General features: G+C 66.7%; 26 protein-coding genes. 9 read left to right on the top strand and 17 right to left on the bottom strand.

Going from position 1 to position 26,407, the window contains the following annotated elements:
- Positions 1 to 51 precede the first annotated feature (51 nt).
- On the bottom strand, positions 52 to 474 hold the full coding sequence (locus tag ACM26W_RS02585; RefSeq protein ID WP_416139314.1) for an acyl-CoA thioesterase: 423 nt from the start codon (positions 472 to 474) through the stop codon (positions 52 to 54).
- A gap of 141 nt (positions 475 to 615) precedes the next feature.
- Here ACM26W_RS02585 and ACM26W_RS02580 point away from each other — a divergent pair, with 141 nt between their 5' ends.
- A complete protein-coding gene (locus ACM26W_RS02580) occupies positions 616 to 1,110 on the top strand; it encodes a MarR family winged helix-turn-helix transcriptional regulator (RefSeq protein ID WP_416139313.1) in 495 nt (164 codons plus the stop codon).
- Between the two features lie 34 nt (positions 1,111 to 1,144).
- Here the strand turns inward: ACM26W_RS02580 and salA are convergent, their stop codons facing one another.
- A complete protein-coding gene (gene salA, locus ACM26W_RS02575) occupies positions 1,145 to 2,437 on the bottom strand; it encodes a salicylate 1-monooxygenase (protein WP_416139312.1) in 1,293 nt (430 codons plus the stop codon).
- 251 nt (positions 2,438 to 2,688) lie between these two features.
- Between salA and ACM26W_RS02570 the strand changes: the two genes are divergently transcribed.
- Complete coding sequence (locus tag ACM26W_RS02570) at positions 2,689 to 3,120, top strand: LysR family transcriptional regulator (RefSeq protein ID WP_416139311.1); 432 nt, start codon at positions 2,689 to 2,691, stop codon at positions 3,118 to 3,120.
- Positions 3,121 to 3,129: 9 nt separating this feature from the next.
- Complete coding sequence (locus ACM26W_RS02565) at positions 3,130 to 3,594, top strand: LysR substrate-binding domain-containing protein (RefSeq protein ID WP_416140800.1); 465 nt, start codon at positions 3,130 to 3,132, stop codon at positions 3,592 to 3,594.
- Between the two features lie 6 nt (positions 3,595 to 3,600).
- On the opposite strand, the gene ACM26W_RS02560 is transcribed toward ACM26W_RS02565, so the two are convergent.
- From ACM26W_RS02560 to ACM26W_RS02540, 5 genes are all read right to left on the bottom strand, one after another.
- Complete coding sequence (locus ACM26W_RS02560; protein ID WP_416139310.1) at positions 3,601 to 4,692, bottom strand: NAD(P)-dependent alcohol dehydrogenase; 1,092 nt, start codon at positions 4,690 to 4,692, stop codon at positions 3,601 to 3,603.
- A 73-nt stretch (positions 4,693 to 4,765) separates the two neighbouring features.
- Positions 4,766 to 6,232 (bottom strand): aldehyde dehydrogenase family protein, encoded by a 1,467-nt coding sequence (locus tag ACM26W_RS02555; RefSeq protein WP_416139309.1) that lies wholly within the window; start codon positions 6,230 to 6,232, stop codon positions 4,766 to 4,768.
- Between the two features lie 37 nt (positions 6,233 to 6,269).
- Positions 6,270 to 7,820, bottom strand: a complete 1,551-nt coding sequence (locus ACM26W_RS02550; protein WP_416139308.1) for an FAD-binding oxidoreductase — start codon at positions 7,818 to 7,820, stop codon at positions 6,270 to 6,272.
- A 31-nt stretch (positions 7,821 to 7,851) separates the two neighbouring features.
- Entirely contained in the window at positions 7,852 to 8,391 is a 540-nt protein-coding gene (locus ACM26W_RS02545) for a hypothetical protein (RefSeq protein ID WP_416139307.1), read from the bottom strand.
- Between the two features lie 4 nt (positions 8,392 to 8,395).
- Positions 8,396 to 8,767 carry a c-type cytochrome gene (locus tag ACM26W_RS02540; protein WP_416139306.1) on the bottom strand — a complete coding sequence of 124 codons (372 nt, stop codon included), beginning with the start codon at positions 8,765 to 8,767 and terminating at the stop codon, positions 8,396 to 8,398.
- Positions 8,768 to 9,084: 317 nt separating this feature from the next.
- Between ACM26W_RS02540 and ACM26W_RS02535 the strand changes: the two genes are divergently transcribed.
- Complete coding sequence (locus tag ACM26W_RS02535) at positions 9,085 to 10,794, top strand: sigma 54-interacting transcriptional regulator (protein WP_416139305.1); 1,710 nt, start codon at positions 9,085 to 9,087, stop codon at positions 10,792 to 10,794.
- An 11-nt stretch (positions 10,795 to 10,805) separates the two neighbouring features.
- Here ACM26W_RS02535 and ACM26W_RS02530 read toward each other — a convergent pair whose 3' ends face one another.
- The 7 genes from ACM26W_RS02530 to ACM26W_RS02500 all read right to left on the bottom strand — a co-directional run bounded on the left by ACM26W_RS02530 (position 10,806) and on the right by ACM26W_RS02500 (position 17,559).
- Positions 10,806 to 11,198, bottom strand: coding sequence for a nuclear transport factor 2 family protein (locus ACM26W_RS02530; RefSeq protein ID WP_416140799.1), 393 nt, complete (start codon positions 11,196 to 11,198; stop codon positions 10,806 to 10,808).
- Between the two features lie 94 nt (positions 11,199 to 11,292).
- Complete coding sequence (locus ACM26W_RS02525; protein ID WP_416139304.1) at positions 11,293 to 12,123, bottom strand: 3-keto-5-aminohexanoate cleavage protein; 831 nt, start codon at positions 12,121 to 12,123, stop codon at positions 11,293 to 11,295.
- Positions 12,124 to 12,272: 149 nt separating this feature from the next.
- Positions 12,273 to 12,905: a protocatechuate 3,4-dioxygenase subunit alpha gene (gene pcaG / locus ACM26W_RS02520; RefSeq protein ID WP_416139303.1), complete on the bottom strand. Its 633-nt coding sequence runs from the start codon at positions 12,903 to 12,905 to the stop codon at positions 12,273 to 12,275.
- Positions 12,906 to 12,962: 57 nt separating this feature from the next.
- Entirely contained in the window at positions 12,963 to 13,691 is a 729-nt protein-coding gene (gene pcaH, locus ACM26W_RS02515) for a protocatechuate 3,4-dioxygenase subunit beta (protein ID WP_416139302.1), read from the bottom strand.
- 132 nt (positions 13,692 to 13,823) lie between these two features.
- Positions 13,824 to 14,747: a pca operon transcription factor PcaQ gene (gene pcaQ, locus ACM26W_RS02510; RefSeq protein ID WP_416139301.1), complete on the bottom strand. Its 924-nt coding sequence runs from the start codon at positions 14,745 to 14,747 to the stop codon at positions 13,824 to 13,826.
- A gap of 38 nt (positions 14,748 to 14,785) precedes the next feature.
- A complete protein-coding gene (locus ACM26W_RS02505; protein ID WP_416139300.1) occupies positions 14,786 to 15,955 on the bottom strand; it encodes an alpha/beta fold hydrolase in 1,170 nt (389 codons plus the stop codon).
- A gap of 260 nt (positions 15,956 to 16,215) precedes the next feature.
- Complete coding sequence (locus tag ACM26W_RS02500) at positions 16,216 to 17,559, bottom strand: adenylosuccinate lyase family protein (RefSeq protein WP_416139299.1); 1,344 nt, start codon at positions 17,557 to 17,559, stop codon at positions 16,216 to 16,218.
- Between the two features lie 124 nt (positions 17,560 to 17,683).
- Here ACM26W_RS02500 and ACM26W_RS02495 point away from each other — a divergent pair, with 124 nt between their 5' ends.
- Both ACM26W_RS02495 and ACM26W_RS02490 read left to right on the top strand, forming a co-directional pair.
- On the top strand, positions 17,684 to 18,475 hold the full coding sequence (locus tag ACM26W_RS02495) for an IclR family transcriptional regulator domain-containing protein (protein ID WP_416139298.1): 792 nt from the start codon (positions 17,684 to 17,686) through the stop codon (positions 18,473 to 18,475).
- A 33-nt stretch (positions 18,476 to 18,508) separates the two neighbouring features.
- A complete protein-coding gene (locus ACM26W_RS02490) occupies positions 18,509 to 19,459 on the top strand; it encodes an AEC family transporter (RefSeq protein ID WP_416139297.1) in 951 nt (316 codons plus the stop codon).
- Between the two features lie 12 nt (positions 19,460 to 19,471).
- On the opposite strand, the gene ACM26W_RS02485 is transcribed toward ACM26W_RS02490, so the two are convergent.
- Entirely contained in the window at positions 19,472 to 20,377 is a 906-nt protein-coding gene (locus tag ACM26W_RS02485; RefSeq protein ID WP_416139296.1) for a LysR family transcriptional regulator, read from the bottom strand.
- 160 nt (positions 20,378 to 20,537) lie between these two features.
- Here ACM26W_RS02485 and ACM26W_RS02480 point away from each other — a divergent pair, with 160 nt between their 5' ends.
- Genes ACM26W_RS02480 through ACM26W_RS02470 form a run of 3 tightly spaced genes read left to right on the top strand, consistent with a single transcriptional unit; the run spans position 20,538 to position 23,525 of the window.
- A complete protein-coding gene (locus ACM26W_RS02480; RefSeq protein ID WP_416139295.1) occupies positions 20,538 to 20,750 on the top strand; it encodes a hypothetical protein in 213 nt (70 codons plus the stop codon).
- On the top strand, positions 20,743 to 22,206 hold the full coding sequence (locus ACM26W_RS02475) for a sodium:solute symporter family protein (RefSeq protein ID WP_416139294.1): 1,464 nt from the start codon (positions 20,743 to 20,745) through the stop codon (positions 22,204 to 22,206). The genes ACM26W_RS02480 and ACM26W_RS02475 overlap by 8 nt, the downstream gene beginning before the upstream one ends.
- Positions 22,207 to 22,220: 14 nt before the next feature.
- Positions 22,221 to 23,525, top strand: coding sequence for an amidohydrolase (locus tag ACM26W_RS02470; protein WP_416139293.1), 1,305 nt, complete (start codon positions 22,221 to 22,223; stop codon positions 23,523 to 23,525).
- Positions 23,526 to 23,642: 117 nt separating this feature from the next.
- On the opposite strand, the gene ACM26W_RS02465 is transcribed toward ACM26W_RS02470, so the two are convergent.
- Both ACM26W_RS02465 and glyA read right to left on the bottom strand, forming a co-directional pair.
- Positions 23,643 to 25,022: an L-serine ammonia-lyase gene (locus ACM26W_RS02465; RefSeq protein WP_416139292.1), complete on the bottom strand. Its 1,380-nt coding sequence runs from the start codon at positions 25,020 to 25,022 to the stop codon at positions 23,643 to 23,645.
- Between the two features lie 90 nt (positions 25,023 to 25,112).
- Entirely contained in the window at positions 25,113 to 26,375 is a 1,263-nt protein-coding gene (glyA, locus tag ACM26W_RS02460; protein WP_416139291.1) for a serine hydroxymethyltransferase, read from the bottom strand.
- Positions 26,376 to 26,407 lie beyond the last annotated feature (32 nt).

The raw sequence follows: 26,407 nt of genomic DNA, 5'->3' as shown, positions 1-26,407 counted from the left end.
GGCCAGCTAAGCGCTGATCGATCAGTCCATCCGAGCATGCTGCCACCCCGTTCAGTCCAGGGCGCCCAGGGCCGCCTTCACCTCCTCCGGGATCGGCATGGACTGCATACGCGTCGGGTCCTCTCGATGCCGCCCCGCCCAGACCCGGGTCACCGTGGCCTCTACGGCCAGGGTGTCATTGCGGTGCAGGGCATGCTGCACATCGAAGCTGCTGGTGCGAAAAGCAGCGATCCGTGTCTCGATGCGCACCTCATCACCGAAACGACAGGGCGCCAGGAAGCGGGTGCGCAGATCCACCACCGGAAAGCCGATGGCATCGAAGCGCGCCGGCAGCGTCGTCGGATCGAAGCCCGCCTTGGCGAACAGCAGGTTGGTGCAGTGATCGAAGTAGGCCAGATAGCGGGGGTGAAAGACGATACCCGCCGGGTCACAGTCGCCCCACTCGATCAGCCGGGGGTAGGTATGGGTCAGCATGGCGTGATTCCGATTATTATCATGGATTCGTACGTACCTGGCAGTGCGGCACACTGTCCTCGGCATGGGAGCCTTGGTAGCATAATATACGATAGAATTTAAACTGTTTATATTACAAACATTTTACCAAGGAAGCCCACCATGGCAAGTCAGACAGCTAGCAGCAATCGCGCCACCTCGGCAGGCAGCGACGAACGTAACGGTATCGACTACTCCATGCTGCAGTCCCGCCTGGGCTACAAGCTGCGCCGTGCCCAGATGGTCTACTTCGATGTCTTCTTCGAGGCCTGCGCCCAGGAAGGGATCACCCCGGGGCTGTTCAGCATCCTCGCCATCATCTACCACAATCCGGGACTCACCCAGTCGGCCGTGTCTGTTGCCTTGGATGTGGATCGCTCCGCCATGGTGGCGGCCATCGACAAGCTGGAGAGCCTGGAGGTAGTGGAACGGCGCAAGTCCCAGCACGACCGCCGCTCCTACGCCCTCTACCTGACCAACCAGGGCAAGGCCTTCACCGAACGGCTCAATCGCAAGGTGGTGTCGGGCGAGGAAGGCTTCGACACCTTCATGAAGGAGGGAGAGAGGGAGTGGCTGCTCGACATCCTCGACCGCATCATAGAGGCACGCAAGAAGTGACCTCCCCTCCCCCTGCATGGCGAAAGAACGGATCTCAGGCCCGCGCCGCTTCCCACTCCAGCACCTGCTGCGCCGACGCCACATCCTCCTCGGGGTCGTGGTTCCACAACCAGTCGAAGCGGGTCTCCAGGTTCTCGATCAGCTTCGCCTCGTCGTCGCCGATACCCACGCCTGCGTATTCATAGACGTTGCCCGCCTCGTGGGAGGTGCGCTGCACCTTGCAGGTCCGCGCATGGCGCACCGTCTCGAAGGCCGCCAGCACACGCTGGACGTTCTGCCGGTTGCAGGCCTCATCACCCAGCAGGCTGGCCAGCACATGGGCATCCTCCAGCGCCTGGCCGGCACCGGCGCCCTGATGGGGCACCAGCGCGTGGGCGGCATCGCCGACGATCAGCACCCGGTCGCGGTGGTAGCGCGGCAGTTCGGGCAGCTCGTGCAGCGCCCAGCGGGTCGGCTCGGGGATGCACTCGAGGATGGCTTGCGACGCCGCCCCCCAGCCCTCGAAGACCTCCAGCATCTCCTGCTGGGTGACCGCCTGGACCCACTCCTCCCCTTCGGGAAGCCGGGGGTTCGGGGTGGAACGGTCGGTGATAAAGGCCACCACGTTGATCAGCTCCGACTGCTTGACCGGAAAGGTCAGGATGTGGCGATCGGTGCCCAGGTACATCTGCGGCACCAGGGCCAGTCGCCGATCGGCGCCCCTGGCCTCCAGGGCGTCTTCCAGCTGGGCAGTGGGGATCATGCCGCGATAGGCGTAGGTGCCGCTCCAGAAGGGCGCGAACTCGCCATACGCCTCGGCGGGCAACACATGCTCGCGCACCGCCGACTTGATGCCGTCGAAGCCGATCAGGATATCAGCGCTGACGGTGGTGCCGTCGGCAAAGCGTGCGGTGGCGCGCTCATCGTCCTGGGTGACCTCGATGCAGCGCTTGCCGAAATGGGCGATGCCGGTCGGCAGCTGGGCGACGATGGCGTCCAGGAAGTCCGCACGATGCACCGAGGACTGCCCGCAGCCGGGCGCCAGGGTGGCGGTCAGGTAGCCGTCGTCGCTGCCGCGCCGCCACTCGAACCAGACATCCTCGAAGGGCGCCGGAGAAGCGTCGGCGATGCGGCGATAGGCCTTCTCGAGGCCGAGCCGCTGGATGGCGCGCACGGCGTTGGGGCCGAAGGAGACCCCCGCGCCGATCTCGGAAAACTGCGACGCCGACTCGAAGAGCTGGACGTCGAGGCCGGTGGAACGGGACAGGGCCACGGCGAAGGCCACGCCGCCGATGCCGCCGCCGATGATGCCAATGGAAAGGCGCTGGTTGGATGACTCGGATACCATGAGGAGTCTCCTGTCAGGGAAGGGGTGGCCAAGTGTTGTGGTGATGGGTTGTTGTGATGGCCTGTGGTGTTGGCTGTCACGCTATGCCCGGGCACCTTCAGGCGCCACACAGCCCCCTGCATTCGCACCATAAGCATTGCTAATAACAAGATGAATCAATCAGTTCAAGCCAGAGGAAGCCTTGTGCCTAGACGATGGTCGAAGCCTCAGAATACACGTCAGCCGCCTCCCCATCGGCAAGGTGAAGCGGCATGAAGCGGCTCTCGGAGATCGATATCAACCTGCTGGTGCTCTTCGACCTTCTCTATCAGGAGCAGAACACCCAGCGCGTCGCCCTGCGCCTGGGCATCACTCAGCCCGCGGTCAGCCACGCCCTCAAGCGGCTGCGCCGAATGCTGGATGACGAGCTGTTCGAGCGTACCTCTCGCGGCCTGATGCCCACTCCGCTAGCCACCCGCCTGCACCCGCCGGTAGCCCAGGCCCTGGCCCAGCTGCAGCAGGCCCTGAACCGTCCCGACGACTTCGACCCTACCACCAGTGAACGCCTCTTCAGCCTGGCCATGACCGATATCGGCGAGATCGTCTTTCTGCCCCGGCTGCTCGAGCATCTTGCCAGGGAGGCACCCGGCATCCGGCTGAGCACGGTGCGCAGCCACCACGAAGACCTGAAGAAGGAGATGTAGAACGGGCGGATCGACCTGGCTCTCGGCCTGATTCCCCAGCTGGGCGCCGGTTTCTATCAGCAGGGCCTTTTCGTGCAGCGCTATGTCTGCCTGATGCGGAAGGATCACCCCCTGGCAGGGGGCGATTTCGACATGAACGACTTCAGGGCCGCCACCCACGCGGTGGTGGTGGCCAAGGGAACCGGGCACGGCATCGTCGAGGAGCAGCTGGCCCGGGCGGGCATCGAGCGCCCGGTTCGTCTGGCGCTTCCCCACTTCGCCGCCGTGCCCTATATCGTCAGCGAAAGCGACCTGGTGGTCACGGTGACCGACAAGTTTGCCGAGGCGACCCGGGAGCGTTTTGCGCTGGAGATGCGCGAACACCCCCTGCCCTTTCCCGAGATCCCCATCAACCTCTTCTGGCACCGCCGCTTTCATCAGGATGCCGGCAACCGCTGGCTGCGCGGCCTGTTCTTCGAGATGTTTGCGGAGTAAGCCAGTCTACCCGGCGATCTTCAGCACCGGCTTGATGGTGATACCGTTCTTCGAATCCTCGAAGGCCTGATTGATCTGCTCAGGCGCATAGAACTTCACCAGCCGATCGAAGGGGAAGCGCCCTTCCTTGTAGTAGGCCACCAGCTGCGGGATGAACACTCGCGGCACCGAGTCGCCCTCGATCACCCCGATCATCGACTTGCCCTCGGCCATCAGGTCGTGATGCACATCCAGGGTGACCTCGGGGGTGACGCCGACGATGGCCGAGACCCCGAGCGGGCGCAGCGCGTTCAGCGACTGGCGCACCACCACTGGAACCCCGGTGGTCTCCACCGCGAAATGGCTGCCGCCGCTGGTGATCTCACGAATTCTCTCAACCACCTCTTCATGCTGGCCGTTGAGGGCATGGGTGGCGCCCAGCTCGCGAGCCAGCTCGAGGCGAGTGTCGTGCACGTCCACTGCGATGATATGGCGACAGCCGGCAATCTTCGCCGCCATGATGGCACTGAGGCCCACGGCGCCGCAGCCATAGACCACCAGGCTCGAACCGAACGCCGGCTTGAGGCGATTAAGCACCGTGCCGGCGCCGGTCTGGATCCCGCAGCCCAGCGGGCCAAGCAGCGCCAGGTCCACCTCCGGGTCCACCTTCACGGCATTGCGAGCGCTGACCACAGCGTGGCTGGCAAACGACGACTGCCCAAAGAAGGTGGCCAGCGCCTCATCGCCCCGCGCCAGGCGATGACTGCCGTCATCCATGGCGCCGCCGAAATTGAGCTCGTTGAAGGTATCGCAGACGGTGGGATGCCCGGTCAGGCAGTGGTCGCAGCCGCCGCAGTGGGCGAACGACAGCACCACATGATCGCCCACCTCGAGCCCCGTCACCCCCTCGCCGAGGGCCTCCACCACGCCAGCCCCCTCGTGGCCCAGCACGATGGGGAAGGGGGCGATGCCCAGGTCGCGGGCCACGGCGTCTGTATGACAGACGCCGGTGGCCACGATGCGGATGCGTACCTCGCCCTGCCCCGGCTCTGCCAGCTCGACTGCCTGCCACTCGAAGTCACTGCCCTGCTCCAGGGTCACGGCCGCTTGAATCTTCATTGGATCTACTCCTGGTGTTGCACGGTGGATCGAAGAACCCGGGCCGCCTTCCGGCGGCCCGGTGCATCACGACTCAGAAGGGATAGCCGCGCGGCGCGTGCTGCACGCTGATCCAGTGGTCGGTGGTAAACTCCTCGATGGCCCAGTCGCCGTTGAAGCGACCGAGGCCAGAGTTCTTCTCGCCGCCGAAGGGTACGTGGGCCTCGTCGTTGACCGGCATGTCGTTGACGTGGGTCATGCCCGCCTTGATGCCCTGGGCGAAACGCAGGCCGCGGGCCAGGTCGCCGCTGAACACCGCGCTGGAGAGGCCGTACTCGGTGCCGTTGGCCAGTTCGAGTGCGTGAGCCTCGTCGCGGGCCTTCTGGATGCCCACCAGCGGGCCGAAGATCTCCTCGCGGCTGATCTCCATCTCCGCGGTGACGTCGCCGAACACATGGGGCGGCACCAGCTGGCCCTGGATCTCGCCCTCCAGCAGCACGGTCGCACCCTCACGCTTGGCGGTGGCGATCTTCTCCTCCAGACCCTCGCGCTGCTTGGAGTTGATCACCGGGCCCACCACGGTGGCCATGTCGTCGGGGTCTCCTACCGCCAGCCTCTTGACCTTCTCCACGAAGCGCTCGACGAAGGCGTCATACCGGGACTCGGCCACGATGATGCGGTTGACCGCCATGCAGATCTGGCCCTGGTGCAGGAACTTGCCCATGGCCGCGGCGTTCACCGCCTGATCGATATCTGCGTCGTCCAGCACCACGAAGGGGCTGTTGCCGCCCAGTTCCAGGGAGACCTTCTTGATATGCTCGCCGCCGCTGGCGATGCGGCCGATGCCGCGACCCACCTGGGTGGAGCCGGTAAAGGAGATCAGCCGCGGCACGCGGTGCTCGACGAAGGCGTCGCCGATCTCGCTGCCGGCGCCGACCACCACGCTGAGCAGCCCCTCGGGCAGGCCGGCCTCCTCGAAGATCTTGGCCAGCAGCAGGCCACCGGTGACCGGCGTATCGCTGGCCGGCTTGACCACCACGGCATTGCCCAGGGCCAGCGCCGGGGCGATGGAGCGCTGGGAGAGGTGCAGCGGGAAGTTCCAGGGGCTGATCACGCCGACCACGCCCAGCGGCTTGCGGTAGACGCGGTTCTCCTTGCCCGGCACGTTGGAGGCCAGAGTCATGCCGTGGACCCGCCCCGGCATGCTGGCGGCCTCCTGAGTGATCCCCCGGGCGGCGCCCCACTCGACGTTGGCCTTGAGCCGGGTGCTGCCCGACTCGCGGATCAGCCAGTCGATGATCTCCTCCTTGCGGGCGTCGAAGATCGCCACCGCCCGCTGCAGCACGGCGCTGCGCTCGGCCGGCGGGGTCGCCGCCCACTCGGCCTGGGCCTTCTCGGCGGCCAGGAAGGCGGCGTCGAGATCGTCTGCGTTCGCCAGGCGAATGGTCAGCAGCTCGCTGCCGTCATAGGGGTTGGTGACCTCGGCGCGGCGCTCGCTGCTGCCCTCACGCCACTCACCGGCGATGGGCTGGAGGTGAAAGTCGCGGTATGCAGTGCTCATCTGATCTCTTCCTTAGGGTCGGTTCATCGACGGACGGTTACAGGCGAATGCCGGACTTGCCGGGCGACAGGATGCCGTTGGGGTCCAGGGCCTGCTTCAGGGTGCGGTGCACCTCGCGCAGGGGCTCGCCGAAGGTGCCGGCGACCTGCTCCATGAACTCATTGTTGGTGCGATAGAGGCCATAGCCGCGCTTGGCGAACTCGTCGATCAGCTCGGCGAAGCAGTCATGGGCGCGCTGGGTCTCTTCCGGGTCCTGGCGGTTGTAGAGCAGATCGATCACGTGGTGCATGTCGCGCCAGCCGACGATGTACTCGGCCACGTAGTCGAAGCCGTACTTGCCGAGGATCTGCTGGGCCAGCTCGGTCTGGTCGCGGGTCTCGCTGCCCTTGGCCTGGGAGACCGGCGCGAACCACATGGAGCCGCCGCCCCCGCGCCAGTTGTAGAGGCCGAACTCCTGCAGGTTCATCTCGCCCTTCATCAGCGCCGAGCGGTATTCGAAGCCGCCGCCGCGCTTCTCGGCCTCCTCGCCGTACATGATCTGGGCCTTGCCGCTCTTGCTGAAGGCCTGCTCGATGATGTTCCAGTTGACCTCGATCTGCTCGGGGGTGCCGTAGAGGGCGGCGTAGATGTTCCACTCGCCGATCCCCTCGTCCTGCTTGATCCGCTCGATGGCCTCGCGGGGAATGGACTCCGGGCCCTCGTAGTAGTCCTTGCGCTCCACGTGGGTGCCGGCATCCCACAGGGTGTGCACGATCACCACGGCGTTGGGGATGATCTGAGCGATGCGCAGCGGGCGCATGATCTCGACGATCTCCTCGATGTCCTCCGGATCGGGATACTGGATCAGGAAGGGGCGATAGGCCGGTGGCTCCGGCATCAGCCACATCCCCATCTTGGTGACGACCCCGTAGTTGGACTGGGAGAAGATGCCATCCAGGTAGGGGCCATAGCCCCACTTGAAGACCTGCCAGGAGGTCGAGTTCTCGATGCCGCCCATGCCGGTGCGGATCATCTCGCCGTTGGCCAGCACCACCTCCATGCCGCACTGGAACATGAAGTGCTCGCCGTAGGGGGTGTAGCCCACCCCGCGATCCAGGGTGTTGCCCACCGGGCCGGCAATGGCCGAGGGTGCCGGCACGGAGAGCCACAACTTGTAGCCCTTCTCCTGGATATGGTCGTAGAGCTGCTGGTAGGTGACACCGGGCTCCACCAGCGCCGTGCAGGAGTCAGGGTCGACCTCGATGATGCGGTTCATGCGGTGAAGGTCGAGGATCACCTGGCCGGTCTCCCCTGGCGCCGCCGAGCCATAGCCCAGGTTCTTGCCGGTGGAGATGGTCCAGATCGGCACCTTGAACTCGTTGCAGGTCCGCACGATCTCCTGGACCTGCTCGGCGCTGGTCGGCATCACCGCCGCCGAGGGGATGTAGTCGCGGTCATCACCGGCCATCATGATCTTGGTGTAGGGCGCCAGCTGGCCCCCTTCGGTCAAGACGCTATCGGCCCCGACGATATCGCGAAAGCGGCTCAGGGCGGCATCGAAGTCCGCCTCGCTGACGCCCTTGGGAAGAATGCGCTGTGTCGTGCTCATGGGGTGTTCTCTCGATTGTTGTGTTCGGGGCTCAGACCCGGACCAGGAAGCTCAACTCGCGAGCGCCGGCGTCGGCCGGGCGGCGGAACTGGCGCACCTCGCGGACGGCATCGCCGGCCAGCGCTAGGCGGGCGTACTCGCGTCCCAGGGTGGACTGCCAGCTGCCGCCGGACAGCGCCAGCGGCTCGGCAACCGGGCCACGGTGGCTCAGCAGGTAGTGGCGCCCCTCGTCATGGCGTCCCAGGGCCAGGATCTGCCCCCGGCCGGCAAGCAGGCTGGTCAGCAGTACCAGGCCCGCCTCATCAGTAAAGCCCGCGGCCAGGGTGCCGGCGGGCAGCACATTGAGCGCCAGGGGATCTAGACGCCCTTCGTAGTGGGGCTCCCAGCCCTGTTGGCGCAGCCCCAGGCCGAGCTCGGTGGTCGAGCGGTCCACGCCGTAGAGGCGGATCTCGCCATGGACGGGAGCCCCGCCCGGAGTTGCCTGGCCGGCCCAGGCCGCCCCCATGGTCAGCGGCGCCGCCGAGCCCAGCAGCAGGCCATTCTTGAGCAGCTGTCGACGCGTCAGGTGCATGGCATTACTCCTCATCGGTCGCGGTTTCAGCAAACTCACCGCGAGCAAGGGCCGCGCTCAGCGCTTCAAGCTCGGCGTCACTGATCTTGGCCGGGCGAAAGGAGGGCATGGCGGCCCGGCCGTTGCGCACGGTCATGCGGATATAGTTGACCCAGGCCTCCTGGGCCGCCTCGGGGAAGGCGTTAGTGATCACCGGGCCGACCGCCTCGTCCGGGGCGTGGCAGTGGGCGCAGACCTGGCGGTAGACCTCGGCCGGCTCGCGGGCTTCCGACGCGTTGGCCGCCGCCGGGGGCAGCAGCAGGGCACCGAACAGGGCCAGGGCCCCGACGGTACGTGAGGGTAGGTGCCGGGAAAGCACCGTTGTTGTGTTTTGCATGATCAATGTCACCCGTCTGGTCGTCATGGGCTTGTCGTCCCAGGGCCGGCGACACACCTCTTAGACTTTAGTATAATCAAGAGGTTAGCATCGGACACCTGGCCCATATACCTGTCAAGAAGCGTGCCGGAATGTGAAAAATTCAGATATTCAAGGCACTAGGCTAACTTCCGGCAACCTGAGTTCGCGATACGAACACGCGTTCGCTGAAATCGATTAACCATTTCATCACCCCTGTGCAAATCATCATCCGGGGCGTCGCCTCCCGTCTCAGCATGGGTGATATCCTGACGCCGCGCCTTTCTTATGAGCTTTCCATGACCTCAAGCACTCCCCAGTACCCCAGCGCTCGCGACCTGATGGATGCCCTGCGCTTCCTGCCGGAAGAGGGGCAGATCTGGCTCGGCGAGCAGCGCATGCTGCTGATGTCGCTTCAGGCGTCCGCCTTCTTCCGCAGTGAGCTGGTCACGACCCTGGGCATCGAGCGCGCCCGCGGCGTCTTTATCCGCCTGGGCTACTACTCGGGGCTGCAGGACGCCGAGCTCGGCGAGTCACTGCGCGGCGAGCGACTGGGCCTGCGCGAGAGCTTCCTCGCTGGCCCACAGCTGCATGCCCTGCAAGGGCATGTCCAGGCCATTCCGGTGACCGTGGAGGTCGACCCGGAGCACAACCACTTCCGCAGTGAGTTCGTCTGGAAGGGCTCCTTCGAGGTGGAGGTGTGGCGCGCCCGGGGCGTTCAGGAGATGCCGGTCTGCTGGACGCTGCTGGGCTACGCCTCCGGCTATGCGACTCAGCTGCTGGGGCGCGAGGTGCAGTATCGGGAGGTGGAGTGCCGTGGCTGCGGGGATGCCCAGTGCCGGATCGTCGGCAAGTTTGCCGAGGAGTGGCCCGACCACGAGGCCTTTACCGCCCTGCTCCGCGAAGCCCCGCTGATCGATGAGCTCTATGAGCTGCAGGCGCGGGTGGCCACCTTGGAGGGGGGTCTCGCACGGCGCCGCAGCGACGACGACTGGGGCCCCATCGGCTCGGCGCCGGCCTTTCGCGAGATGCTCGCCATGCTCGACAGCGCCGCCGTCGCCGAGGTGCCGGTGCTGCTGCTGGGAGAAACCGGCACCGGCAAGGAGATTCTCGCCCAGCGCCTGCACGAGCAGAGCCAGCGCGCCAACGGCCCCTTCATCGCCGTTAACTGCGCGGCCATACCGCCCGAACTGATCGAGTCGGAGCTGTTCGGCGTGGAAAAGGGCGCCTATACCGGTGCGGTGCAGTCACGCCTGGGCCGCTTCGAGCGTGCCGATGGAGGCACCCTGTTTCTCGACGAGCTGGCCGAGCTCTCCCCCCGCGCCCAGGCCGCCCTGTTGCGCGCCCTCCAGGAGCATCAGATCGAGCGCGTTGGCGGCCAGGCGCTTCAGGATGTCGACGTTCGCGTCGTTGCCGCCACCCATGCCGATCTGGCCCAGCGCGTCGAGGAGGGCCGCTTCCGCCGCGACCTGTTCTTCCGCCTCAACGCCTTCACCCTCACGGTGCCACCCCTGCGCGAGCGCCGCGAGGACATCCTGCCCCTGGCCGAGCACTTTCTCGCCCGCTGCGAGCACCACTACCAACGCCGCACCCTCGGCTTTTCGGACCAGGCCCGCTCGGCCATGTCGCAGTACGCCTGGCCGGGCAACGTTCGTGAACTGAAGAACAGCATAGAACGCGGCGTCATTCTGACCGTCGACCACAAGCACATCACCGAGCGTGCACTGTTCGGCAACTACCGGGTCCCTACCCTGGAGCGCGAGAAGGGCCAGGGGCTGGATAACACGGGGAGGCTGGCCGCCGCACCCGGCGGGGGCGCCGGAGAGGCGTCACCCAGACAGTCTATCCAGGCGCTGTTCGACGCCGGGCTGACGCTGGAGGATATCGAGAGGGAAATGCTGATGGCAGCCCAGGCGGACAGCGACGATAATCTCGCCGCTGCCGCACGCCGGCTGGGCATGACGCGCCCCGCCTATGCCTACCGCCTGAAGAAGTTCGGCCTGCGCTGAGGCCAGGAGTATCAGGGCTTCGCCCAGTCCGCCCGGCTGCTGTGCACGGCGCTCTTGTGTGTGATCTTCCAGGTCCCGTCGAGCTTGATCAGGGCCAGCACGTCCACCCAGGAGTCCGCCAGGTTCTCGGTATTGTCGAAGCCGAGCAGCACGCTGGCCACCTCGCCGGCCTGGGTCACCTGGATGACACGCCCGCTCACCTGCCGGTGGCTGGCCGCCCAGCGCTCGAAGCGGTCGCTGATCAGATCCTTGCTGAATCCCCCCTCGGCATCCAGGGCCAGGATCCAGGCATCCTCATGGAAGGCCTCCCTGAGCTTGTCCATGCCACCCTGGAAACCATCCACATAGAGCTGCACCACGCGCCCGATCTCATCAAGATCGGGCGTGCGCTCATCGGCTGTCATCGTCACGATCCACCTCCTGCTGCATTGATGTTCAAAGATGCAAAGCGCCGCCTTCAGTGGCTGAAGGCGGCGCTTCGGTATGCCCTAAAGGGGCTCAGGCAGCCTGCAGGCCGAGGATCTCGCGGGCCTGCTGCCAGGTCGCGACCGGGCGCTCGTACTTCTCGCACAGTGCCACGGCGCGTTCGACCAGGGCCGCATTGGAGGGCGCCAGGGTGTCGCGGTCGATGCGCACGTTATCCTCGAGGCCGGTGCGGGTATGGCCGCCCGCGGCGATGGACCACTCGTTGAGCATCAGCTGGTTGGGGCCGACACCGGCGCCGCACCACTGGGCATCCGGCGCCAGGCGCTTCAGGGTCTCGATGTAGAAGTCGAAGGTCGGCTTGTCGGCCGGCATGGCGTTCTTCACGCCCATCACGAACTGCACATAGAGCGGCGCCTTGAGCTTGCCCTGCTTCGAGAGATTCACCGCCTGGTGGATGTGCGACAGATCGAAGGCCTCGATCTCGGGCTTGATGTCGTACTTGAGCATCTCCTCGGCCAGCCAGTCGACCAGCTGGGGCGAGTTCTCGTAGACGCGGTTGGGGAAGTTGTTGGAACCCACCGAGAGGCTCGCCATGTCCGGCTTGAGCGGCAGCATGCCGCCGCGCTCCTCGCCGGCACCGGAGCGACCACCGGTGGAGAGCTGGATGATCATGCCCGGGCAGTGTTTCTTCAGACCTTCCAGCAGGCGACCGAACTTCTCCGGATCGGAGCTCGGCGTCTGGTCGTCGTTACGCACGTGGCAGTGGGCGATGGTCGCCCCGGCCTCGAAGGCTGCCTGGGTGCTCTCGATCTGCTCCTCGATGGTAATGGGAACGGCGGGGTTGTTTTCCTTGCGGGGCAGGCTGCCGGTGATGGCAACGCAGATAATGCAGGGGTTGGACATGGTGACCTCTCTTTGTACCGAAACGGTACCGTGGCGCTTTATCATCAGGGGGATCTCCCCCCGTGGCTAGTGCTCGGCGTCAACAACGCCGAACGCCGCCCCGGGGGGGGCGGCACGGATGACCGGAGCCCTGGAGCCAGGGCGCCAGGTCAGAAGTCGAAGAAGACCGTTTCACCCTCGCCCTGCAGGCGAATGTCGAGGCGATAGCGCACCTTGCCGTCGGCCTCCTCGCGCCGGGCAATCAGGGTCTGGCGGCGAGTCGGCGACTCGATGCGGGTGAGCACCGGGCACTTGTCGTTGGCCTCGGCCTCGTCCTCGAAGTAGAGACGGGTCTGCAGGTGGATGTTGACCCCCCGCGCGAAGATCGTCAGGTTGATGTGCGGCGCCTGGGGCTGCCCGCTGGCATGAGCCACCGGCCCCGGCTTGATGGTCTTCAGCGACCATTCGCTGCCATGGTCGAAGGTGGTCGCGGTGCGCCCGAAGCTGTTGAACGGCTTCTTCAGGTCGAACTCGTGCTGGTGCTCGCCGCGGCTGTCGGCCTGCCAGGCCTCGAGAAAGGCGTCACGCACCAGGTCGCCGTTGCCGTCGATCACGGTGCCGACGACCTCGATCTGCTCGCCTTCGGCCTCGGGCCGGGCCATCTCGTTCCAGATCTCCTCGGCGCGGGTCGGGTTGCCGGCGGCGGCCAGGGCAAGGCCGATATGCACGTAGGGCCCGGCGGTCTGGGAGGCGGTCTCGCGCAGCATCAGCTCGCTGCTGGGCATGGTGTTGGGCTGTTTCATGGTTGGGGTCCCCATCCTGTCACTGATTCTCGAACCGGTTACGGGTCTTCGAAGCGATCACTGGTTTTCGAAATAGGTCTGCAGTTCGCCGCGCACCACCAGGTCGAAGCGATAGGCCAGGCAGTCCATAGGGTTGCTGCGGGCCATGTCCAGGCGACCGATCATGGTCTCGACAGCCTCGGGATCCCTGAGGGTGTGGACGATGGGGCACAGCGGAATCAACGGATCGCCCTCGAAGTACATCTGGGTGATCAGGCGGGTGGAGATCGACGGGCCCATCACCGAAACGTGAATGTGGGACGGGCGCCAGCTGTTCATGTCGTTGGGCCAGGGGTAGGGGCCCGGCTTGATGGTGCGGAAGCGGTACCAGCCCTGATCATCGGTCAGGCAGCGGCCCACACCGCCGAAATTGGGGTCCAGCGGCGCCAGGTAGCGGTCATTCTTGTGGCGATAGCGGCCGCCGGCGTTGGCCTGCCACATCTCCACCAGGGTATGGGGTACCGGCTTGCCGTACTGGTCGACCACGCGGCCGAACATGATGATGCGCTCGCCCTGGGGAAGCCCCTGGCTCTGATCCTGGCGAAAGTTGAGCAGCAGGTCGTTGTCGTGGGGGCCCATACCCAGATGGCGGAAATCGGGACCGGAGAGCTCCGACACCGTGGGCTTCTGCATGCTGACCAGCGCCTGCTGTGGCGAACGGGCCACGGAGGTCTTGTAGCCGGGGGCGTAGGCCGGCGGATGCCAGTTGCGGTCGCGTTCAACGAAACGTTTGCTGTCGTTCTGCATGATGATCGTCTCCGGGGTGGATGATTGACCTGAGCTTGCTTGATCTGGATCAGTGTCGCGACTTGTCGGCACCGCGCCTATTGACGTCTTCCCCCGTAGCCATAACCTCTAGGTTATGAACCATTGGCACCTTCATTTCAGACTAGCCGCCACCTGCCTGAGCCGCTCGCAGAAGGCCTCCAACGCCAGCGAGGGCCGCAGGGTGGCATTGAGGCAGAGCCCCACCGAGCCCCCCTGCTGCTCCAGCGACAGCGAAAGCTCGCAGAGCTGTCCCGCCGCCACGCTCTCGCCCACGGCCTCCTCGGGTGCCACCCAGATGGCATCACTGCCCAGCGCATAGGCCCGGCTCAGCGGCAGCGAGAGGGTCTCCAGCCGTCGCGACGGCAGGCTCAGGGAGTGGCGCACGCAGAAGCTGTCCACCTGCTGCCGCAACGTGGTCTCGGGGGGCGGCAGCACCCAGGGGTAGGCGCCCAGCGACTCGGGAGACAGCTCGCTCACACCGGCCAGCGGGTGGCCGGCCCGGACCATCAGCACCAGTCGTTCATAACAGAGATGCTCGAAGGCCAGATCCTGGATCTCTCGCGCCTCGGTCATGCGTCCCACCACCAGGTCCACCTCACCGCGACGCAGGCGGGAGAGCAGGAAGGCGCTGGGGCCGGTGACCACGTTCACCCCCACGTCGGCGTGCTCCGACCCCTCGGCATGCCAGCGCCGAAGCGCCTCGGGCAGCAGCCGGCTCTCCACGGTGGAGAGCGCCCCCACCCGCAGCCGGCCAGTGCCACCCTTCCCCTCCCCGATGGCCCCGATGCCCTCCTCCAGGGCGCGCAGCGCGGGCCCTGCATGACGCAACAGGGTCAGGCCGGCCTGGGTCAGGGCGACCCCCTTGGGCGTGCGCTCGAACAGGCTGGCCCCCAGGGTCTCCTCGAGCTCACGGATAGTCTTGGACATGCCCGGCTGGGTAATCGCCAGGCGCTCGGCGGCACGCGCGAAGCTGCGCTGGCGCGCCACCTCCAGAAAGGCCTGCAGATGACGCAGCTTGATCCGGGCACTGAGCATTCAGATCTCCTGCCGACGGGCTACCGGGCTGATCGACGTTACTCGCCCCAGCCCAGCTCCTTGGCCAGGGCGAAGGCGTGGTTGGCCGCCGGCACGCCGCCATAGATGGCCACGTGCATCAGCACCTGGCGCAACTCCGCCTCGCTGAGGCCGATGCGCTTGGCGGTCTTGAGATGCAGCGAGAGCTCCTCGCGACCCAGGGCCGCCAGGATGCCGGTAGTGATCATGCTGCGCTCGCGGCGAGTCAGGTCATCGTTGCTCCACAGCTCACCCCAGGCCAGGCGGGTAATCATCTGCTGGAAGGGGGCATCCAGGCGGGTGGCGTTCTCGGTGGAGCGCGCCACGTGCTCTTCACCCAGCACCTGCTGGCGGGTCGCCAGGCCGGTGGCGTAGTCCACGCCCCTGGCGCCCACGTCGCCCAGATCCACCGCCATCACCGCCAGCAGCTTCTCGGCGAACAGCGCCGGCACCTCCACGGAGGGCACGTGGCCAACGCTTTCAAGGATCTCGAGGGCCGCGCCGTCGAGTTCGGCGGCCAGAGCCTCGAGGGTCGCCGGCGGGGTGGCCATATCCTCGCTGCCGCCCATCAGCTGCACCTTCACCGGCTTGCCGGAAAGCTTGCCGGTGAAGACATGGCTGCCCAGCATCTCGCACAGTTTGGCGTAGGAGTCGTCGTCGCCGCGGCCCATCTGGGTGCACCAGCCCGTCTTGAGCGCCGGCTCGGCCTCGAAGCAGGCCGGGGCAAACCAGCGGGGGACGATCTCCTCGGCCATCGCCGCCAGGCCTTCCTGACGAATGCGGCCGGCGCGGGTGTTCCACAGTTCGGGGTTGCCGATCACCGCCCCGGTGTTGGTCAGGGTGGCGGAAAGCAGGCGCTCGGCGTGCTCACTGATCAGCTGCTGGCCCACCACGCCGCCGATGGAGGTGCCGGCGAAGTGGAAGCGGGCGGCACCGGCATGATCGGCCAGGGCCAGGGCGTCTGCGGCCAGGTCGGCCGGGGCGATCGGGCCCTCGCCCCAGGCCTGGCTGGCGCCGTGGCCGGGCAGGTCCCAGGTCAGCACCCGGTAGCGCAGTAACAGCGCCGGCAGGACGTCGTCCCATACCGCCTGGCTCATGCCCAGGGGGTGTGCCAGCACCACCAGCGGGTTGGCCTCGCTGCCGAGCAGGCGATAGGCGACGCTGCGCCCGTTGATGTTCAGAAATGCCATGGTCTCTCTCCGGTTATACCCGTTCAATCAAGGTAGCAATATCCTGCCCCCGCCGACGTTGGCCATGCCGATGATCCTGGCCATGGGGCGCGCTCCCGGCAACAAAGTCGGGATAGTTCGTATATCGAACATTGATTTGCAATACGAACAATTTACTCCCGTCGCCCTCGGCCGTCAATTGGTGCCAGACGCCCATGAAAAAGGGGAGGCTCGACCTCCCCTGATCACATGACCCCGCAAGAAGTCGATTTATCAGGCGATTATTCGCCCCTCAGCCAGACCAGGGCGCGCTGCAGCTGGCGCCGACTGCTACCAAGGTATAATGATGGGTCGGTAACACGGGCCACCGCCTCGGGGTCCAACTGGCCCTGCAACTCGGGGTGGGCATTGAGCGCCGCGGCGTAGGGAATACCTTGCCGGCGTGCCGTCTCGGCGGCCTCGGCGCTGACCCGCTTGGCGGCATCCGGCCCCAGGGTCGGCGCCAGCAGCTTCGCCACCGGCTCGGCCATGATGCCGCCGCCGGTGGCGGCCAGGTTGCGGCGCATCGCCTCCGGATGCACCTCCAGCCCCTCGAGCAGCACCGCCGCCTGCTCCAGGGCGCCCTCCAGCAGCAGGGCGCTGTCGACCAGCGGCGCCCACTCGGCATGCCACTCCCCGAGGCCACGCTCCAGCGGCTGGGCGGCGGCGTTGAGCAGCACCGTGGCGTGGCCATGCACCTGGCGGGCCGCCCCGCGGATCAGCGCGCAGCGTACCGGGTTGCGCTTGTGAGGCATGGAGGAGGACTCCCCCATGCCGGGGGCCGAGGGCTCGGCCACCTCGCCCACCTCGGTCTGGGTCAACAGGGCCACGTCAAGGGCCAGCTTCTCGGCGGCACCGGCCGCGGCATCCAGCGCCGTGCCCAGAGCGTGGATCGGCTGGCGGTCGGTATGCCAGGGCAGCACGGGCGCACTCAGGTCCAGCCGTTCGGCCAGGGCGTCCATGAAGGCGAGGCCCATGTCGTCCCGGCCCGGCCCGTCTAAACCAGAGTGCACTCCCACGGCGCCGCCGAACTGTACCGGCAGCTCGACCCCGGCCAGGCGGCGGCGCGCCTGCTCCAGGCCGATGGCCCAGTGGGCCACCTTGACCCCGAAGGTGATCGGCAGGGCCTGCTGCATCAGGGTGCGCCCCACCATCACCGTCTCGCCATGGGCCTCCATCAGCGCCATGGCGGCGGTGCGACAGCGCACCAGCAGGGCATCCAGGGCCGCCAGGCGCGGCTTGAGGAGCAGCATCAGGGCCGAGTCCACCACGTCCTGACTGGTGGCCCCCTGGTGGAAGTAGCGCTTGAGCGCGTCGGGCAGCGCCGCCTTGCCCTGCTTGACGAAGGGGATGGCGGCATTGCCGCCGCTGGCGATGCCGGCGGCGATAGCATCGAGCTCGAAGCGGTGTGCCTCGAGGAGATGACGCATCTGCCCACTCACTTCCTCGGGCACCGCACCGTGGGCCTCCTGAACCTCGGCCAGGGCCAACTCGAAGGCCAGCATGGCCTGGACCATCGCGTCGGCATTGCACTCGGCCAGCGCGCGCTGGCTCATGAAGGGGTGCTGGATCAGGGTGGCGGGCATGCAGGATCTCCAGGCAATCAAGGGCCAGCGGGGCGCTAGCCAAAAGTCGAACAAGTGTTCGGAGTTCGAACACTATGCTAGATTGGGGGTTGGATCCGAGCAACTCGTTCAAGGACATCACCGGATGGCAACCGCAGTACAGGATGAAGTATTGACCCCCGAGGACCGCGACTTCGTTACCGCCCTGGCCAGCGGCCTAGAGGTGATCCTGGCCTTCGACGAGGCGCACCCGCGCATGACGCTGAGTGAGGTGGCCGCGCGCACCGGCATGAACCGCGCCCGCGCCCGACGCTTCCTGCTGACCCTGCATGCCCTGGGCTACGTGCGCAAGCAGCAGCGCGTCTTCGAGCTGGCGCCCAAGGTGCTGCAGCTGGGCTACGCGTTTCTGTCGGCCAACGACTATCGCAGTGTGATCCAGCAGGTGCTCGAGGAGATCACCAGTGAATCGGGGGAATCCTCCTCCCTGGGCGTGCTGGACGGCGACGAGGTCACCTATGTGGCGCGCTCCTCATCGCGCCACCGCCTGATGGCCATCACCCTGTCGGTGGGCACCCGCCTGCCGGCGGCGCATACCTCGATCGGCCGCGTGCTGCTGGCCCAGCTGCCCGATGACGAACTCGACGCCTGGCTCGCCCGGGTGACGCTGACCCGCCACACCGACAAGACCATCACCGACAAGGCCAAGCTGCGCGAGTGCCTCCTCGAGGTGCGCCAGCAGGGCTATGCCATCGCGGACCAGGAGCTCGACTCCGGCCTGCGCTCCATCGCGGTGCCGGCCTTCGACGCCAACGGCAAGCTGCTGGGCGCCATCAATATCAGCACCAACGCCGCCCGAGTCGATTTCGAGACCCTGATTCGCCAATACCTGCCCCTGCTGCAGGAGAAGTCACGGCTCATTCGCACCAGCATCAGCTGAGCCCACTCCCCTACATCCAAGGAAGGCAACACCGTGCTGGAGATACTGGCCATAACCCTGCCGATCTTCCTGCTGATCGGCGCCGGCTTCACCGCCTCCGCCTCGCGGCTGATGAGCCGCGACAACATGCAGGGCGTGGGCACCTTCGTCATGTACCTGGCGCTGCCCTCGCTGATCATCCGCGCCCTGACCGACTATCCGCTGGCGGAGGTCTTCAACCCCACCTACCTGCTGGCCTATGGGCTGGGCTCGCTGGCGGTCTTCGCGATCGGCCTGGTGCTCTCCGTGGGGCTGCGCGGCAAGCGCCTGGATGCCGGGGCTATCCACGCCCTGGGGATGTCGGCGTCCAACAGCGGCTTCATCGGCTACCCCGTGGCGCTGATGGCCATCGGCCCACCGGCGGCCATCTTCATGGCGCTGAACATGGTGGTGGAGACGCTGATCATCATCCCTACGGCGCTGATCCTGGCCGAGGCCAGCCGCCAGAATGGGAACGGCCTGGGCCCGGTGGTACGTCAGACCTTCGCGCGCCTGACCCGAAACCCGGTGCTGATCGGGCTGCTGATCGGCATCGCCCTGGCGCTGAGCGGCCTGCGTCTTCCCGGCCCGCTGGCCCAGGCCATCAACATGCTGGCGGAGGCCGCCGGCCCCGCGGCGCTGTTCACCATCGGCGGCATGCTCTACGGGCTCAAGGTGCGCGGCATGGCCCTGGATGTTAGCCAGGTGGTGCTGGGCAAGCTGCTGCTCCATCCGCTGGCGGTACTCGGTGTCTTCCTGCTGCTGCCGGACCCCGACCCGCTGCTGATCGCCGGTGCCCTGCTGTTCGCCTGTGCACCGATGATCAGCGTCTACCCGCTGCTCGGCCAGAACTACGGCCAGGGCGACGTCAGCGCCGCGGGCCTGATGGCCAGCACCCTGGCCTCCTTCGTGACCATCAGCCTGATGATCTGGCTGCTGACCCACTTCGGCCTGCTGCCGGTCTAGCGTCGCACTCGCTCACCCCTCCCCCTGCTCGCCGAAACAGCCGTCCACCAGCGACACCAGGTTATGCAGCGCGGGGGAGTCGTTCGTCTCCCGCCAGGCCATCCACAGCGGCATATCGCAGCGAATCAGCTCGTCCAGGTGCAGGTAACGAACCCCCGGCATGGGGTGCCAGCTGCTGGCGGCAGGCACAATAGCGAGGCCGAGGCCGGCCGCCACCATGCTGAGGATGGTGATGTTGTCGGCCCCGTACTGCACCACCCGCGGCTCGAACTGCAGGCGGGCGAAGTGGGCCATCACGCGGTCATAGTAGACCGGAGAGACGCTGCGAAAGCCCCATACGAAATCGGCATCCGCGAGCTCCGACAGGCGGCTCGGCGGCGAGGCCGCCCAGCGCGATGCTTCCGGTACGGCGAGCATCAGATGGTCATGCTGGAGTGGTCGGGTAACCAGGCCCGGCTGCTCGGCGCTATCCAGATAGAGGATACCAATGTCCAGGCTACCCTCCCGCAGGCGCTCCAGCTGAGGGCCCGAGAGCAGCGGGAAGACCTCGAAGGCGACCTGCGGATAGCGATCGCGATAGCGCCTCAGCAGGGCGGCCACCTCCGGCACCCACAGGTGGGTCACCGTCACCCCCAGGCTCACCCTGCCGACCAATCCCTTGCCCAGCGCCGAGAGCCGCGACCTGATGCGGGTCCGGGTATCAAGCAGCTGAACCGCCTCCTCGAAGAGCGCCCTGCCGGCCACCGTCGGTTGCACCCCGCGGGCATGCCGCACCAGCAGTCGAGTGCCCAGGTCCTCCTCCAATAGTCGAATCTGGCGGGTCAGCGCCGGCTGGGCCACGTGCACCCGCCGGCTGGCGGCCGAGATCGAGCCGGTCTCCATCACGGCCACGAAATAGCTGAGCTGGCGGAACTCCATGGGTCGCCTCCCTGGGTCCTGAAGGGTATAGCACGACAGTAGCCATATCAAAAAGGCATGGCAACCATGCGAAAGCCATATTTTTGCTATCGATCTTGCTGTCCCATAGTGAGCGGACAACCCACAACAAGTCTCGCCCTGTGCGAGTTGGACCCTCACCATGAACAAGACCTACCACCTGCTGACGGGGCTGCACTTTGCCGTGTGCACCCTGGCCATGATCTGGCCCGGCGCCCTGATCGCCAACCGCATCGAGCCCACCGTCCTCGGGCTCCCCTTCCTGTTCTTCTGGTACATCCTGTGGATGCTGGTGCTGTTCGCCGGCATGTGGGTGGCCTTCATGGTTCGTCACGGAGGTGGCCGCCATGACTGATTCCCTGATCGTCATCGGTATCACCCTCACCTATCTCGCCATGGTGCTCTGGGTGGGCCTGCGGGCCCGTGGCCAGGAGAACTCCAGCCTCGAAGGCTATGTCGCCGGCGGCCGCCACGTGGGCGTGGTGATCCTGTTCTTCATCCTCGGCGCCGAGATCTTCTCCGCCTTCGCCTTCCTGGGGGCGCCGGGCTGGAGCTACCAGCACGGTGCGCCGGCCTTCTACATCCTCGCCTACCTGTCGCTGGTGCCGATCACCATCTGGGCCATGGGGCCGCGGGTCGCGGAGCTGGGGCGCCAGAAGGGCTACCTGACCCAGGGCGACATGATCGCCGACCACTACCAGAGCAAGCCGCTGGGCATTCTCGCCGGGGTGATCGGCGTGCTGGCCCTGGTGCCCTACCTGACCATCCAGATCGCCGGGGCCGGGCTGTTGTTCCAGGCCGCCACCGACGGCCTGATCCCCTTCTGGCTGGGTGCCCTGCTGGCCTTCGTGGTAGTGGCCGCCTACGTCTTCTGCAGCGGCCTGAGCGGCATCGGCTGGACCAACCTGGTACAGGGCATCATGATGATCGCCATCGCCTGGTTCCTGGGCCTGTCGATCTCCGAGCGCCTCTACGGCGGCGTGGGCGAGATGTTCAGCCAGATCCAGCTGACCATGCCCGAGTACCTGACCATGCCCGGGGCCACCGGCATGAACTGGGGCTACTTCAGCACCGCGGTACTGGTCAGCGCCTTCGGCGGCGCCATGTGGCCGCACCTGTTCATGAAGTTCTACTCGGCCGACAGCGGCAAGACCCTGCGCAAGGTCAGTGTCTTCTATCCGCTCTACGCCTACCTGCTGGTACCGCTGCTGTTCATCGGCTTCGCCGGCATCCTGGTGTTTGCCGACGAGCCCCTGGTGCGCTCCGACACCGTGCTGCTGCGCATGGTCATGGACGTGGCCAACTTCTCGCCCTGGGTCATCGGCCTGATGCTCTCCGGTGCCCTGGCGGCGGCCATGTCCACCGGCGCCAACCTGGCCCATACCGCGGCCATCGTACTGGTGCGCGACGTGGTCGGCCCCACCCTGATGAAGGGCGCCAGCGACAAGACGGTGGTCAGCGCAACGCGCTGGAGCGTGCTGGGCCTGTCGCTGATCGCCTACCTGTTCGCCCTGGCCAATCCCGCCTCGCTGGTACTGCTGCTGCTCGGCGCCTATGGGCTGATCGTCCAGCTGTTCCCGATGGTACTCGGCGCGCTGTTCCTGCCGCGGCTGCGTCGCGCCAGTGTCATGGCCGGTGCCCTGGTGGGCAGCGTGGCCTACCTGCTGATGGAGTTTGCCTTCGGCTCGCCGCTGGGCTGGCACGCCGGCGTCTGGGCCATGCTGCTCAACGTGGGCGTCGTGGCGGCCTGGCAGCGGCTCTTCCACCCGGTCCCCAGCGGACAGCCCCTGTCCGACACCACCCCTCAATGAGTGCCATGGAGGCCATGATGACAACCCTGACCCATCACGAGGATCTCAAGGGCGCCATCGGCGCCCAGGTAGAGGCAACGCTCGACGATGTCCAGGCGCTCTATCGCCAGCTGCACCAGACCCCCGAACTGCCCTTCCAGGAGCACAAGACCAGCGCGCGACTCGCCGAGGCCCTCGAGGGGCTCGGCTATGAGGTGACCCGCAGCGTGGGCGGCACCGGCGTGGTGGCCCTGCTGAAGAACGGTGAGGGCCCCACGGTGATGCTGCGCGGCGATATGGATGCGCTGCCGATCAAGGAGGACACCGGCCTGGACTTCGCCAGCCGCGAGACCGCCATCGCCGCGGACGGCACCGAGGTGCCACTGATGCACGCCTGCGGCCACGACCTGCACAGCAGCTGCGTGGTCGGCGCCGCCGGCGTGATGGCCGGGCTTCGGGACCACTGGAGCGGCACCCTGATGCTGGTCTGCCAGCCCGCCGAGGAGATCTTCGGCGGCGCCCGGGCCATGCTCGACGACGGACTCTACGAGCGCTTCGGCCGGCCGGACGTGCTCCTCGGCCAGCACAACATGCCGGCCCTGGCGGGCAGCGTCGGCCATATCGCCGGCGGCGCCATGGCCGCCTGCACCAACCTGGCGGTGACGATTCACGGCGCCGGCGGACACGGCTCCATGCCCGCCCAGACCGTGGACCCGGTGGTGATCGCCGCCCATGTGGTGACTCGCCTGCAGACCATCGTCTCTCGGGAGGTGCCGCCGGAGGAGACCGTGGTGGTCACCGTCGGCAAGCTGCATGCCGGCACCCAGGCCAACATCATCCCCCATTCGGCGGAGCTCGAGATCAATATCCGCAGCTTCGACAACGCCCTGCACGCCCGGGTGGTGGACGCCATCGAGCGCATCATCCGCGCCGAATGCGAGGCCGGGCGCTCGCCGACGCCGCCGGAGTTCCGGGTGCTCAACGAAACCATCGCCCTGCACAATGACCCGACGGCGGTGGAGCATGTCCGCCGCGCCCACGCCGAGCACTTCGGTGAGGCCAGCCTCTACGCCATGCCGCGGCTCAACGGCAGCGAGGACTTTCCGTTCTTCGGCAATGCCGAAGCCGGTGGCTTCGGCGGTGAGGATATCCCCTATGTGTACTGGTTTATCGGCGCCACCCCGGCGGAGCGCTGGGCCGAGACGCCGGGGGCGACCGTGTCCGAGAAGATGCGCCACCTGGAGATGCCGCATTCCCCCTACTACTTCCCGGGCAACGCCGTGACCCTGCGCACCGGCATCGAGGCCATGGCGGCGGGCGCCCTGGCCTGGCTGGCCTGATGACCTGACAGGGTGACCCGAAATAGCGACCTGAAAGAAAGAAGGCTGGCTCCTCTCGGAGCCAGCCTTCTTGTTGTGACGGGACACTGACTTGTTACGGGCCGCTGGCGCGCTCGCTCAGCACTCGATGGCGTTGACGGCGAGCCCGCCCATCGAGGTCTCCTTGTACTTCGCCTGCATGTCGGCCCCGGTGTCGCGCATGGTGCGGATCACCTTGTCCAGGGAGATGAAGTGCTCGCCGTCGCCGCGCAGCGCCATCTGGGCGGCGTTGATCGCCTTCACCGAGGCGATGGCATTGCGCTCGATGCAGGGGACCTGCACCAGCCCCCCCACCGGGTCGCAGGTCAGCCCCAGGTTGTGCTCCAGGCCAATCTCGGCGGCATTCTCCACCTGACCCACGCTGCCGCCCATCACCTCGGTGAGGCCCGCCGCGGCCATGGCACAGGCGGAGCCCACCTCGCCCTGGCAGCCCACCTCGGCACCGGAGATCGAGGCGTTCTTCTTGCACAGGACCCCCACGGCCCCGGCGGTGAGCAGGAAGTCCACCACGTCGCGCTCGTCGGCGCCCTGGCGGAACTGCATATAGTAGTGCAGCACCGCCGGGATGATGCCCGCCGCGCCGTTGGTGGGGGCGGTGACCATGCGCCCGGCGGCGGCGTTCTCCTCGTTGACCGCCAGCGCATAGAGGTTGACCCAGTCCATGGCCGACATGGTGGAGGCGATCAGCGAGTGGTCATCCTCGCTGGCCAGCATGCGCTGGTACAGGGTCTTGGCGCGGCGCTTGACGTTGAGACCGCCGGGCAGCACGCCCTCGGCTTCCATGCCCTTCCTGACGCAGGCCTGCATGGCCGCCCAGATCGTCAGCAGGCCGTCGCGAATCTCCGCCTCGCTGCGCCACGCCTTCTCGTTCTCCAGCATCAGCTCGCTGATGCGCAGGCCGTTTTCCCGGCACATGCGCATCAGCTCGTCGCCGGTCTGGAAGTCGTAGGGCAGCTGGGTGGTATCGGTATCGAGTTCGCCCCGCTCGGCCTGGGCCGCGTCGATGACGAAGCCGCCGCCCACCGAATAGTAGGTGTTGCGATGGAGCTCGCCCCCGTGGCCGTGGGCGATCAGCCGCATGGCGTTGGGGTGGTGCGGCAGGCTCTCCTCGAGCAGCTGCATGTCGCGGGCCCACAGGAAGGGCACGCTGTGGTGGCTGTCCAGGTGCAGCGCCTCGGACTCGCGGACTTCCTCGATGCAGGGGCCGATGATGGCGGGGTCGATATGATCCGGTCGCTCGCCCATCAGCCCCATGATCACCGCCCGGTCGGTGCCATGGCCGATACCGGTAGCGGAGAGCGAGCCGAATAGCTGCACCTCGAGGCGCGCCACCCGCGTCAACAGGTCATGCGCTTTCAGCTCGCCGACGAAGTCATGGGCGGCCCGCATGGGGCCCACGGTGTGAGAGCTCGACGGCCCGATACCGATCTTGAACAGGTCGAAAACGCTGATTGACATGCTGTACCACCTTGCTGACTGCCTTGTTGTGTAAACCCACTTGACTCTCTTTGACCCACGATCGCCCTCGACCGTGCGATCTGACGAGCGTCATACATAGACAGGATAGGCCTCACAGAGCGCGGTGACCTTGCCGCGCACGACCTCCTCGAGGCTGGCGGTGTCATCACCGGCAGCGAGAGCATCGAGAAGGTCGCAGATCCAGCCCGCCAATGCCTCGCACTCCCCGACCCCGAAGCCGCGGGTGGTTGCCGCCGGCGTGCCGATGCGCAATCCGGAGGTAACGAAGGGGCTCTGCGGGTCGCTCGGCACGGCGTTCTTGTTGACGGTGATATGGGCACGCCCCAGCGCCGCATCGGCGTCCTTGCCGGTCACGCCCTGCTTGATCAGCGAGACCAGGAAGAGGTGATCGTCGGTGCCACCGGAGACCACGTCGTAGCCGCGCTCCAGGAACATCCCGGCCATGGCGCGGGCATTGTCGATGACGCGCTGCTGGTACTGGACGAATTCCTGGCTCATGGCCTCCTTGAAGGCCACCGCCTTGGCGGCGATCACGTGCATCAGCGGACCGCCCTGCTGGCCGGGGAAGACCGCGCCGTTGAGCTTCTTGTGCAGCGCCTCATCGCCGGCGGCGGAGAGGATCAGGCCGCCGCGGGGCCCGCGCAGCGTCTTGTGGGTGGTGGTGGTCACCACATGGGCGTGGGGCAGCGGGCTGGGGTAGAGACCGGCCGCCACCAGGCCCGCCACATGGGCCATGTCGACCAGCAGCCAGGCCCCCACCTCGTCGGCGATGGTGCGGAAGCGCGCCCAGTCCACCACCCGGGAGTAGGCGGAGAAGCCGGCAATGATCAGCTTGGGGCGGTGCTCGCGGGCCAGCCGCTCGACCTCGGCATAGTCGATCTCGCCGGTGGCCTCAACCAGGCCGTACTGCACAGCGTGGTAGTGCTTGCCGGAGAAGTTGGGGGCCGCACCATGGGTCAGGTGGCCGCCGTGATCGAGGCTCATGCCGAGGATGGTGTCGCCCGGCTTGACCAGCGCCATGAAGGCGGCGGCGTTGGCCTGGGCGCCGGAGTGGGGCTGGACATTGGCATAGTCGGCACCGAACAGGTCGCAGGCACGACGAATGGCCAGCGCCTCCACCTTGTCCACGAACTCGCAGCCGCCGTAGTAGCGCTTGCCCGGGTAGCCCTCGGCGTACTTGTTGGTCAGCTGGGTGCCCTGGGCCTCCATGACGGCCCGGCTGGCGTAGTTCTCCGAGGCGATCAGCTCGACGTGCGCCTCCTGGCGCCGCTCCTCCTCACGGATCGCCTTGAACAGTTCGCTATCGAAGTCCTGCAGGTGCTGAAGTGACATGACCGGTTCCTCTTGTCGGTTGTTGAGGGAGC

The organism is Halomonas sp. HK25, from assembly GCF_047795635.1.
Taxonomy (GTDB): domain Bacteria; phylum Pseudomonadota; class Gammaproteobacteria; order Pseudomonadales; family Halomonadaceae; genus Halomonas.
This window is presented reverse-complemented; position numbering and strand designations above follow the sequence as displayed.